10 protein-coding genes are annotated in these 11,459 nt (G+C 69.6%); 4 read left to right on the top strand and 6 right to left on the bottom strand.

From position 1 onward, the window contains the following. Positions 1-23 precede the first annotated feature (23 nt). The 6 genes from ACOKR1_RS03290 to ACOKR1_RS03265 all read right to left on the bottom strand — a co-directional run bounded on the left by ACOKR1_RS03290 (position 24) and on the right by ACOKR1_RS03265 (position 5,696). Positions 24-968, bottom strand: a complete 945-nt coding sequence (locus ACOKR1_RS03290) for a glutamate ABC transporter substrate-binding protein (protein WP_422935342.1) — start codon at positions 966-968, stop codon at positions 24-26. A gap of 54 nt (positions 969-1,022) precedes the next feature. Next, complete coding sequence (locus ACOKR1_RS03285; RefSeq protein WP_422935341.1) at positions 1,023-1,763, bottom strand: amino acid ABC transporter ATP-binding protein; 741 nt, start codon at positions 1,761-1,763, stop codon at positions 1,023-1,025. Continuing rightward, complete coding sequence (locus ACOKR1_RS03280) at positions 1,760-2,647, bottom strand: MurR/RpiR family transcriptional regulator (RefSeq protein ID WP_422935340.1); 888 nt, start codon at positions 2,645-2,647, stop codon at positions 1,760-1,762. The genes ACOKR1_RS03285 and ACOKR1_RS03280 overlap by 4 nt, the downstream gene beginning before the upstream one ends. A 9-nt stretch (positions 2,648-2,656) precedes the next feature. Then, positions 2,657-3,571 (bottom strand): isoaspartyl peptidase/L-asparaginase family protein, encoded by a 915-nt coding sequence (locus ACOKR1_RS03275; protein WP_422935339.1) that lies wholly within the window; start codon positions 3,569-3,571, stop codon positions 2,657-2,659. Positions 3,572-3,687: 116 nt separating this feature from the next. Beyond that, positions 3,688-4,896 (bottom strand): acyl-CoA dehydrogenase family protein, encoded by a 1,209-nt coding sequence (locus ACOKR1_RS03270; RefSeq protein WP_422935338.1) that lies wholly within the window; start codon positions 4,894-4,896, stop codon positions 3,688-3,690. 2 nt (positions 4,897-4,898) lie between these two features. Continuing rightward, on the bottom strand, positions 4,899-5,696 hold the full coding sequence (locus ACOKR1_RS03265; protein ID WP_422935337.1) for an SDR family NAD(P)-dependent oxidoreductase: 798 nt from the start codon (positions 5,694-5,696) through the stop codon (positions 4,899-4,901). Between the two features lie 226 nt (positions 5,697-5,922). On the opposite strand from ACOKR1_RS03265, the gene ACOKR1_RS03260 reads away from it, so the two are divergent. The 4 genes from ACOKR1_RS03260 (at position 5,923) to ACOKR1_RS03245 (ending at position 11,439) form a co-directional block, all read left to right on the top strand. Then, a complete protein-coding gene (locus ACOKR1_RS03260) occupies positions 5,923-7,236 on the top strand; it encodes a glycoside hydrolase family 76 protein (RefSeq protein ID WP_422935336.1) in 1,314 nt (437 codons plus the stop codon). A gap of 214 nt (positions 7,237-7,450) precedes the next feature. Further along, positions 7,451-8,524: an iron ABC transporter substrate-binding protein gene (locus ACOKR1_RS03255; protein WP_422935335.1), complete on the top strand. Its 1,074-nt coding sequence runs from the start codon at positions 7,451-7,453 to the stop codon at positions 8,522-8,524. Positions 8,525-8,731: 207 nt separating this feature from the next. Continuing rightward, the gene (locus ACOKR1_RS03250) at positions 8,732-10,252 is read left to right on the top strand and encodes an ABC transporter permease (protein ID WP_422936540.1); all 1,521 of its coding nucleotides are present in this window, start codon (positions 8,732-8,734) and stop codon (positions 10,250-10,252) included. Continuing rightward, positions 10,249-11,439: an ABC transporter ATP-binding protein gene (locus ACOKR1_RS03245; protein ID WP_422935334.1), complete on the top strand. Its 1,191-nt coding sequence runs from the start codon at positions 10,249-10,251 to the stop codon at positions 11,437-11,439. Before ACOKR1_RS03250 ends, ACOKR1_RS03245 begins: the two co-directional genes overlap by 4 nt. The last annotated feature ends 20 nt before the right edge of the window (positions 11,440-11,459 follow it).

Genomic DNA, 11,459 nt, shown 5'->3' with positions numbered 1-11,459 from the left:
CTGGCGCTGTCGGCGTATTCGGGTCAGGATCCGGGGACGGAACCGATGGACGGCGCGGTGGGCATCGGCGTGTCGCCGACCGAACCGAGGCTGTTCTTCCAGACCTGGCCCCAGAGGCCCTGCTTCTCGATCGTGGTGAGCCAATTGTTGACAAAGGTCTTGAACGCGGCGTCGCCGTGCTTGAGGCCGATACCGTACGGCTCGGTGGTGAACGGGGCGCCGACCACCTTGATGTCCTTGTTCTTGGACGACTGGCTCGCGAGCAGGACGTAGTCCTGGACGTAGGCGTCGCCACGGCCCTGCGTGAGCGCCTGGACGCCTTCAGGGGTGGTCGCGAACGGCATGAGCTTGGCGGTCGGCTGCTTCTGCGGGACCTCGGCGACCGAGGGCGTGCCGGTCTGGACGATGACGTTCTTGCCGCCCAGGTCGTCAATCCCCTTGATCGTCGTGTTGTCCGACTTGACCGCGACGGCGAGTCCGGACATGAAGTACGGGCCCGCGAAGGCGATCTGCTCGGCGCGCTTCGTCGTAATGGTGTACGTCGAGAAGACCACATCAACCGTGCCGTTCGAGAGGAGCGCCTCACGGCTCTCGGAGGCCGAGGGAACCCACTCGACTGTCGGCTTGCCGAGGATATAGATCGCGAGGAGCTTCGCGAGGTCGGCATCGAAGCCGTTGACGTTCTGGGGGTTCGCGGGGTCCTGCTGTGACACGAGCGGGGCGTCGAGCGCGGTCGCGACCACGAGCTTCCCCCGCTTCTTGATGGTGTCCATTGTCGAGCCCGAGAGGATGAGGCTCGCATCGGCAATGGGTGCGTTCTTGAACACCGAGTCGTTTGCCGCACCTGACGTCGACGAAGCACCGGGAAGGGTCACGGAGTCGGTCGAGCAAGCGGTCAGCGCGGCGGAAATTCCGGTTACGACGGCACCGGCGAGAACCGACCGGCGCGTGATGGGGTTGGTGAACATGGCCACCTTTCGGGTTGGGGTTCAGAGAGGGGTGGTGAACAGGGGGATGAGCGGCTAGTGCGTGAGGACCGACGCGAGGAAGGATCGCGCGCGGTCCGTCTGTGGGGCATCGAAGAAGGCCTCGGGTACGCCTTCTTCGACGATCTGGCCGTGGTCCATGAAGACCACGCGGTCTGCGGCACGGCGGGCGAAGCCCATCTCGTGGGTCACGACCACCATGGTCATGCCCTCGGCGGCGAGCGAGGTCATCACGCCGAGTACCTCGTTGACCATTTCCGGGTCGAGGGCGGACGTGGGCTCGTCGAAGAGCATGACCTTGGGGTGCATGGCGAGGGCCCGGGCGATGGCCGCCCTCTGCTGCTGCCCGCCGGAGAGCTCGGCGGGACGGCTGTGCGCCTTGTTGGCGATGCCGACGCGCTCCAGGAGCCGCATGGCCTCTTCCTCGGCCTGCTTCCGATCGATCCCCCGGACCTTCGTCGGAGCAAGGGTGAGGTTGTCGAGGATCGTCCGGTGCGCAAAGAGATTGAATGATTGGAAGACCATGCCGACGTCGGCACGGAGTTTGGCCAGATCCTTCCCCTCGGCCGGGACTTCCTGGCCGTCAATGCGGATCTCCCCCGAGTCGATGGCCTCGAGGCGATTGATGGTTCGGCACAGCGTGGACTTCCCCGAGCCCGAGGGACCGACGACCACGATGACTTCCCCGGGAAGGACGGTTAGGTCGATGTCGCGGAGGACGTGCAGCTCTCCGAAATGCTTGTTGACTGAACGTAGCGATACGCGAGGGATGGTCATGATGCCTCCTGCGACGGGGACGCGGTCTCGTCCGCTTGCGGATGCGGAGTGCGCTCAAGGTAGGAGCGGTCCTCCCAGAGCTTCATGCGGTCGATCCCCTTCTGGCCCGACGCGCGAAGGACGGCCTCCACGAGCACTTCGACGAGGACCATGAGGGGTGCAAAAGAGTCGAACGGAATCCCGCCGACGGGGACCGCGAGCACCACGTCGGCCTTGTCGGTGATGGGCGAAAGCTCCTCGTCGGTGATCACGATGAGCGAAGCGCCCTCACGCTTGGCCAGGGCTGCGACCTGAGAAGCCTCGAGCTGATAGCGCCGCAAGTCGAAGATCACCACGACGGTGTTCCGTTTCGCTCCGTAGAACTTGCCGACGTTGTAGCCCAGAGGGTCCGGGAGGAAATCGATGTTGGGGATGATCTGGTCGAGCTGCCGCGCAAGGATCTCTGCGAGGAAGCGCGAGTAGTAGCCACCCGAGATGAGGACCGCCTTGGGCTCGCTCGCCAGGAGCTGCGCGGCCCGTTCGATCTCGGAGCCGGACACAGTCGAGCCGAGCCGGTCGAGGAGATCGCGACGCTCGGCGAGGGAACGGCCGACGTCGGTGCGTTCCTCCCGGGACGCCTCGCCCTCCGCGCGGTGCACCGGGGCATTCAGGTCGTGCATGATCTCGTCGCGCAGGTGCTTCTGGAACTCGGCATAGCTGCCGAGACCAAGCCTCGCGACGAGACGGAGCACGGTGGGTGCACTCGTCCCGGCGGACCTCGCGAGCTGCCCCGTGCTCCCGAGCCCGCTGCTCGGGTAGTCGGCGAGCAGAGCACGCGCGACTTTCCGCTCCGAAGGAGACAGCTCCTCCATGCGGTCGAAGATCTCCTTCTTGATCCTGATCACGGTGGGCCCTCAGGTGAGCGTGACGATCGCGCCGTCGCGCTCGTACGCGGCGAACATCGAGGTCGAATTGTGGGCGACGACGATCCCGCCGTCCGCGCCGACGGCGATCACGCCGCCGTCGGCCGCGCGCGGGTCGAGCTCGTCGACGATCGTGCCGCGGACAGCCTCGGCGAGGGATGCGCCGCCGTACCGCAGGCGGGCGTAGATCTCGTGGGAGACGACGCCCTCCATGAACGCCTCTCCGATGCCCGTGCAGGAGACGGCGACGATGCCATCGCGGGCGTAGTTGCCGGCCCCGATGATCGGGGTGTCTCCGATGCGGCCCTCGTGCTGCCCCACGATCCCGCCCGTCGAAGTGGCCGCGGCGAGGTGCCCGGCTGCGTCCCGTGCCACGGCGCCGACGGTTCCGTGACGGGTCGGCTCGAGCCGTCCGGCAAGCACCGTCTCGAGTTGGCGCCTCCGCGCATCGGTGATGAAGTACTCCGGGTCGACGACCTGGAGGCCCCACTCTGCCATCACTTCGGAAGACGGCGCCACGAGCAGGACATGCGGGGTGTTCTCCATGACGTGTCGCGCTGCGAAGACGGGGTTCTTGGCCCGGCGGACCGCCGCGACGGCGCCCGCCCTGCCCGTTCCGGCCATGATCGATGCATCGAGCTCGGCTTCGCCCTGTGCGTTCAGCGCGGCCCCACGGCCAGCATTGAAGAGCGGCGAGTCTTCGAGCTGCTCGACCGCCGCGCAGACGGCGTCCAACGCGGACCCCTGCGCGTCGAGGACGGCCCGGCCCGCTCGGTACGCGACCTCAAGTCCCGCGGCATACTCCCTGTGCTCGCCGGGGGTGAGCTCGGCAGTGCGTCCACCCGCTCCCCCGTGCAGAACGATCGCCGTTCCGTCAGCAGAAGGAGTGATGTCGATGACATGCATGTGATCATGGCCTCTCGCTTTGTGATGCGTCTCACGCTAGACGCAATCATTACGAGAAGCAACAGATTTGGCGTTTTTTGTTATGAATGCTTCGGTTGCCAGAGGTGTTGGCCGCCCTACCGGATCGCCGAGACCCCCGTGATGTCGCGGCCCGCGATGAGCGTGTTGACCTCGAACGTGCCCTCGTACGTGTAGACAGCCTCGGCGTCGGCGAAGATCTTGGCCATGCGGTAATCGGTCACGATCCCGTTGCCGCCGAGGATCCCGCGGCCCAGCGCGACCGTCTCCCGCATCCGCGCCGTCGCCCACGCCTTGGCGAGGGCGACGCGCGGCATGCTCGCCTCCCCCTCGTCCTGGAGCCGCGCGAGCTGCGCGAGCATGGCCATCGACGCCGTCGCATTGCCGAGCATCTCCGTCAACTGCCCCTGGATGAGCTGGAACGAGGCAATAGGCCGCCCGAACTGCTCACGCTCCACGGCGTACTGGCGGGCGACGTCGAAGGCCGCGAGCTGCTGCCCCACGGCCTGCCACGCGACGAGGAGGCGCGAGCCGAGGAGCATCGTCCGGGCGTCGTCGAACGTCGAGATGCCGGGGAACCTGTCCGCCTCGGCGACCCGCACGCCGCTGAACGTCAGGTCCGCGTTCTGCACCGTCCGGAGCGCGATCTTGTGCTCGATCCTGGTCCGCTTGAGCCCCGGCGAATCGCCCGCGACGACGAAGCCGCGCAGGGCCTGCCGCGGATCCGCCGCGGAGGTGTCGCGGGCCCACACGAGCACGTGGTCCGCGAACGTCCCGTTGCCGATCCAGCGTTTGGCGCCGTCGAGCACCCAGACCGCGTCGGCGCCGTCGCCCTCTCGGCGCGCGGTCAGCGAGAGCCCGCCCGCCACGTCGGAGCCATGCTCGGGCTCCGTGAGCGCGAAGGCCCCCGTAGTGCGCAGGGCCGAGGCGTCGGCGAGGTAGCGCTCGCGCTGCTCGGGGCTGCCGAACTCGCACAGGCCCTCGACGAAGAGATCGTGGTGGACCATGAAGAACGTCGCGATCGACGTGTCCGCGCGCGTGAGCTCCGCGATCACGAGGCCCTGGAAGAGGCGCGAGTACGCGGGGCGGTGCGGGAGCGACCGGTGCGGCGTGGACAGGCCGAGCGCGCCGAGCTTCGGCACGAGATCGAACGGGAACTCCTCGCGGTCCCACCAGCCCTGCGCGTGAGGCGCGACCTCGGCGGCGAGGAACTCGCGCAGCTCGGCGAGCTTGGCGCGCTCGCGGGGGTAGAGGAGCGCCTCGACGTCGTAATAGTCGGCGGACGGGAGGCCGGCGGACCCACTCACGGTCAACGGGGTGCCATTCGGATGGCACCGTCGAGGCGGATCGTCTCGCCGTTGAGCATCGCGTTGTCCACGATGTGGGCCACGAGGTTCGCGTACTCGGCGGGGCGCCCGAGCCGGGCGGGGTGCGGGACCTGCTTGCCGAGCGAGTCTTGGGCCTCCTGGGAGAGCCCGGCCATCATCGGCGTCTCGAAAATGCCGGGAGCGATCGTCACGACGCGGATCAGCGAGCGCGCGAGCTCGCGCGCGATCGGTAGGGTCATGGCATGCACGGCGCCCTTCGACGCCGAGTACGCGGGCTGGCCGATCTGCCCATCGAACGCGGCAACCGAGGCCGTGTTCACGATCACGCCGCGCTCCGGACCGCCGAGCTCGGTGCTCACGGGCTCGGTCTCGACCATCGCCGCCGCGGCGAGGCGGATCACGTTGAATGTGCCGACGAGATTCACCCGGATCACGCGCTCGAACTGCTCGAGCGGCAGCACGCCTTCGCGGCCCAAGACCTTGCCGGGGGTGGCGATTCCGGCGCAGTTGACCACGGCGCGGAGCGGCCCGAGCTGGGACGCGCGGTCGACGGCGGCGCTCACCTGAGCCTCGTCCGTCACATCGGCGGGCGCGAACACCGTGGGCGCGCCCGCCGCCGCGAGTTCCTTGGCGAGGCGACGCCCCGCCTCCTCGCTGCGGCCCCCGGGAAGGTCCACGAGGACGATCGCGGCCCCTCCCTCGTGCAGCCGCCGCGCCGTTGCGGCGCCCAACCCCGATGCGCCGCCGGTGATCAAAGCCGTCGCGCCACTGAGCTCCATTGCCCCTCCAGTTAATGTCGGCTAACTGAGGCCCATCTTAGCGACCACGGCCGTGCGCGTCACCGCCCGATTGCCTCGGCGGCCGCCGGATCTCCACGGCGTCCGTCGGATCTTCACCAGCTTTGAACCGCGACGCACGGCGCGTCGGCGGGGACACGCCGTCGTCCGTCGGTGGTGACCCGTGAAAGCTGGTGAGATTCCCGCGCCTGGCCGCTACCGTAATCCCGTGAGCAGCGACCCTTGGGCTGTGCGCGCAGCCACCGTTGCGGAGCAAGTCGGCGGCACCTACGGACATCGCCTCGCAGGATTGCCCGGAACGTGGATCGGACGGATCGATCTCCCCGGCGCCCGGCCGCGGCCGCCGTGGGGCGAGTGGAACTACTGGTGGCAGGCCCAGTTCGTGGACTGCCTCGTCGACGCGGCGCGGCGCGAATGGCACCTTGCGAGCGAGCCGCCCAGCGCGCCGCCCAGGTGGCTCTCCCTCGCGCAGCGGGTCATCCGGACCATACGGCTACGGAACTTCGGGCGCTTCGAGAACCTGTTCTTCGACGACATGGCGTGGCTCGCCCTCGCCGCCTCCCGCGCCGAGCGCCTTTCGCGCGAGATCGGCTCAGCCGGACTTCCGCCCGCGGCGCGCGCGGCCGAGGTGCTTGGCCGGAGGCTCGTTTCCGGGGACACGCTCGACCTCGGCGGCGGCATGTTCTGGAACACGAAACGCCAGTACAAGAACACGGCCGCGACCGGTCCCGCCGCGCTCTGCTTCGCCCGCTCCGACGATCCGCGCGCGCGGCGCCGCGCCCAGGCGCTCGTCGACTGGCTCTTCGAGAATCTGCTCGACCCCTCGAGCGGACTGTTCCTCGACGGGATCGACCTCCGCCGCGACAAGTCCGGGTACCTCACCACGACCGTCAACCACGACGTCTGGACTTACAACCAGGGCCCGATCCTCGGCGCCCTGCTCGAACTCGGGGGCGATCCCGGGACCGAGCCGGGGGCGTCGAACCTCGAGCGCGCGGGGCGGCTCATCGAGGCGATCGCGGCTGGGCTCACGACGGCGGGGCTCACGACGGCGGGGGCTTCCGACGGCGGCGCTTCCGGCGGCGATACTTGGGCCGGCGACGGCGGCGCTTCAGGGAGCCGGGCGCTCCGCTCGGACGGCGACGGCGGCGACCACGGACTGTTCCGCGGGATCCTTGCCCGTTACCTCGCGCTCGCGGCGGTCAGCCCTCAGCTCCCCGCCCACGCCCGCCAGACGGCGAAGGCGCTCGTGCTCGCCACCGCCGAGGAGGTCTGGGCGAGGGAAGCATCTGTACCCGAGACGGGTGGGCGGCGCGAGACGGCTGGGCGGCGCGAGACGGGTGGGCGGCGCGAGACGGCTGGGCGGCGCGAGACGGCGTCACCCGCGACACAGCTCTCGAGCCGCCTTCAGGCCTGGATGGTGCTCGAGGCGGCGGCAGTGGCCGCCGAGGCCGCGCCGCCCGCGGAACCCGGCGGGGCGCCCGACGCGGAGGACGAGACCGAGGGCGCCTCGGGCAGGTGACCAATTACGTAACGATAAAATTGCGTAATTGAAGTGATTTGCGCCACAATTAGGCCAGAATCGCGCCGGGGTTAGGTGTGGCTAACCTACAGTCGTTCACGGAGGCTCCCGTTCCTGCCCTCAAGGCATGAGCGCTGCCCCTCGACGTCGAAGCCACATCGCACCCTCGGGCCGGCCCCCGCGCCGGCCCTCATCAGCTACGAAAGGACCTTCTGTGAAGATCCGTTCCAAGGCCCTCGCGGGCGTCGCGCTGGCCGCGGTCGCCGCGCTCAGCCTCTCCGCGTGCGGCGGCGGTGCCGGCAGCTCGTCGTCGTCGGGCTCGGCAACATCGGAAGGCGCGGCCGGCACGGCCGCCGCCGGGGACACCATCACCGTCTACAACGCCCAGCACCAGGAGCTCACGCAGACGTGGGTCGACGCGTTTACGAAGGCGACCGGGATCAAGGTCAACCTCCGCAACGGCGACGACACCGAGATGGCCCAGCAGCTCATCCAAGAGGGCAAGAACTCCCCCGCGGACGTCTTCCTCACCGAGAACTCCCCCGCGATGAGCGCGGTCGAGAACGCGGGCCTCTTCGCCGACCCGGGGACCGACGCGAAGAACAACGTGCCCGAGGCCTACCGCCCGTCGTCCGGCAAGTGGGTCGGCATCGCCGCCCGCTCGACCGTCCTCGTCTACAACAAGGCCAAGCTCAAGGAGAGCGACCTCCCGAAGTCCCTCATGGACCTCTCGGACTCGGCCTGGAAGGGCCGGTGGGCCGCGTCGCCCTCGGGCGCTGACTTCCAGGCGATCGTCTCGGCGATGCTCGAGCTCAAGGGCGAAAGCGCCACCCTCGACTGGCTCAAGGCCATGAAGGACAATTCGAAGGCCTACAAGGGCAACAGCACGGCCATGAAGGCCGTCAACGCCGGCGAGGTCGACATGGCGGTCATCTACCACTACTACTACTTCGGCGACCAGGCGAAGACGGGCGAGAACTCGAAGAACGTGGGCCTCCACTACTTCAAGAACCAGGACCCGGGCGCGTTCGTCTCGGTCTCGGGCGGCGGCGTCCTGGCCTCGAGCAAGCACCAGGCCGCGGCGCAGAAGTTCCTCGCGTTCGTCACGGGGGCCGACGGCCAGAAGGTCCTCCAGACGGGCTCGTCCTTCGAATACCCTGTGGGGTCCGGCGTCGCCGCCAACCCCAAGCTCGTCCCGCTGAGCGACCTCCAGGCCCCGGCCGTGGACGCCGCGAAGCTCAACTCGAAGAAGGTCTCGGACCTCATGACACAGGCAGGACTGCTCTAACCCTTGCCACTCAGGACCAAGCAGACTCCACGGTTCCACGCGGCGCGGCCGGGCTCAGGCTCGGCGTCCGCCGGCACCGAAGTGACGGCGCCCCGGCAGGATTCCCCTGCCGGGGCCGCCGGCGTCTCGGCAGGCGCGGCCGTGGCGTCGGGCGGACCGGGCGGTGGCGCCCGCCGCTGGCTCCAGCTGCGCTCTGTCCGCACGCGCATCCCCCTGCCGGTCCTGGTCCTGAGCATCGCGGTCGGCGCGATATCGCTCGTCCCCCTCGGCTTCGTCGTCGCCATGACGATCGCGACCGGGTGGGACACCGCCGTCGCCCTCGTCTTCCGGCCACGCGTCCTCGAACTGCTCGGCAACACGGTGTGGCTCGTGGTCATCAGCGTCCCGCTGTGCCTCGTGATCGGCGTTGGCGGCGCGTGGCTCGTGGAGCGAACCACGCTCTTCGGGCACCGGATCTGGGCCGTGCTGCTCGCGGCGCCGCTCGCCATCCCGGCGTTCGTGAACTCGTACGCGTGGGTCTCCGTGGTGCCGTCGATGGCGGGGCTCGGCTCGGGCGTGCTGCTCGCGACCCTCTCGTACTACCCGCTCGTCTACATCCCCACGGCGGCAACGCTCGCGCGGCTCGACCCCGCGCTCGAGCAGTCAGCGGCGTCGCTCGGGCTCGGGCCGTGGAAGGTGTTCTTCCGCGTCGTGCTCCCCCAGCTGCGCATCGCCGTCGCGGGCGGCGCGCTCCTCGTGGGGCTGCATCTGCTCTCCGAGTACGGCGCGTTCGCCATGATCCGCTTCGACACGTTCACCACCGCGATCATGGCGCAGTACCGCTCGACGTTCAACGGGGCCGCCGGCAACATGCTCGCGAGCGTCCTCGTGGTGCTGTGCCTCGTGATGCTCGCGATCGAGGCCCGCGCCCGCGGCAACGCGCGCTACGCGAAGCTCGGCTCGGGCGCCCAGGCGGCGCCGACGCGCCTGGGTCTGGGCGGCTTCCAGGTTCCGTCGCAGCTCGCGCTCGTGGCCGTCGCGGTGCTCGCGTTCGGCGTTCCCGTGTGGGTGATCGGGCGCTGGCTCATCGCCGGCGGCGCCAAGATCTGGGAGGACGACGCTTTCACCGCCCTCTCGACGGCCCTCGGCCAGAGCCTGTGGCTCGGCCTCCTCGGAGCGCTCGCGACTGTCGTCGCCGCGTTCCCGCTCACGTGGCTCGTGGTCCGGTTCCCGGGCTGGCTCAGCAAGACGCTCGAACTCGCGAACTACGTCACGAGCTCGATGCCGGGCATCGTCCTCGCGCTCGCGTTCGTCACGGTCGCGCTGCATGCGATCCCGGACATCTACCAGACCACGCTCCTGCTCGTCGCCGCGTACGTCCTGCTGTTCCTCCCGCGCGCGCTCGTGAGCCTGCGCGCTGGTCTCGCCCAGGCGCCGAAGGAGCTCGAGGAGGCGGCCCGCGCGCTCGGACGCCGCCCCGTCGCCGCGTTCTTCCGCGTGACCCTCCGCTTGGCCGCCCCCGCGGCGGCCGGCGGCGCAGCGCTCGTGTTCCTCGCCGTCGTCAATGAACTCACGGCGACGCTCCTGCTCTCGCCGACCGGGACCTCAACGCTCGCCACCGAGTTCTGGAACCTCTCGAACGGCATCGACTACGCGGGCGCGGCCCCCTACGCGCTCCTCATGATCCTGCTCTCCGCACCCATGACCTACCTTTTGTTCCAGCAGTCCAAGAAGGCAGCCGGCCAGTGACCGAACAGAGCCCCACCCCCAACTTCGCGTCCCGCCTCCCCGAGCCGCGAGTGGCCCGGTCCATCGCGGACACCGCGGACCACCACCTCGAGATCGAGGAGGTCACCAAGACGTTCGGGCGCCGCGGCGCGACGAATTCCGTGCTAAAGGGCATCAACCTGCACGTCGCGCGGGGCGGCACGACCGCGATCGTCGGGCCCTCGGGGTCCGGCAAGACGACGCTCCTGCGGCTCATCGCGGGCTTCGAATCACCCGACTCGGGGCGGATCGTGCTCGACGGCGAGACCGTGGCCGGGGACGCGTGGGTGCCCGCGCACCGGCGCAACATCGGCTACGTCGCGCAGGACGGCGCCCTCTTCCCGCACCTGTCCGTGGGCCAGAACATCGCGTTCGGGCTCGACACCGGCCGCTTCGGGGACTCGAAGTACCGCGGCCGGAAGGCGGTCGCGACGCGCATCGAGGAGCTCCTCGAGATGGTCGCGCTCGACGGATCGTACGCGAAGCGCCGCCCGCACGAGCTCTCCGGCGGCCAGCAGCAGCGCATCGCCCTGGCCCGCGCGATGGCCCGCGAGCCCGAGGTCATGCTGCTCGACGAGCCGTTCTCCGCGCTCGACGCCGGGCTCCGCGTCGCCACCCGCCGCGCCGTCGCGAAGGTGCTCGCGAAGGCCGGGGTGACCACGATCCTCGTGACCCACGACCAGGCCGAGGCGCTCAGCTTCGCCGACCAGGTCGCCGTCATGCGCGGCGGCAAACTCGCGCAGATCGGCAACCCCTTCGTCGTGTACACGCGCCCCGCGGACCGGGCGACGGCGGAGTTCCTGGGCGACGCCGTCATCCTCGATGCCTGGCTCGAGGGCAGCCTCGCCATGTGCTCGCTCGGCCCGATCCCCGTGCGCCACCCCACGACGCAGGGCCACGTGCAGATCATGCTGCGGCCCGAGCAGATCCGGATCGCGAGCGAATCGCCCATCCACGGGACCGTGCTCGACTGGGACTACTTCGGGCCCGAGTCCTCGGTGCGCATCAAGCTCTCCGATCGGCCTGAGGGCCAGCCCCTCGATCCGCGCATCCGGGGCGGCGGCGAGGTCATCACGATCCGCCACTGGAACGCCGCGATGGCGCGCCGCGGCATGGACCTCGCGCTCAAGGTCATCGGCGAGGGCGTCGCGTTCCCGATCGCGGACTAGCCGTCGCGGACTAGTCTGGG

The sequence above is a fragment of the Sinomonas sp. P47F7 genome (assembly GCF_049332655.1).
Taxonomy (GTDB): Bacteria; Actinomycetota; Actinomycetes; order Actinomycetales; family Micrococcaceae; genus Sinomonas.
The sequence above is the reverse complement of the archived record's forward strand: the minus strand, read 5'-3'. Positions and strand labels throughout refer to the sequence as shown.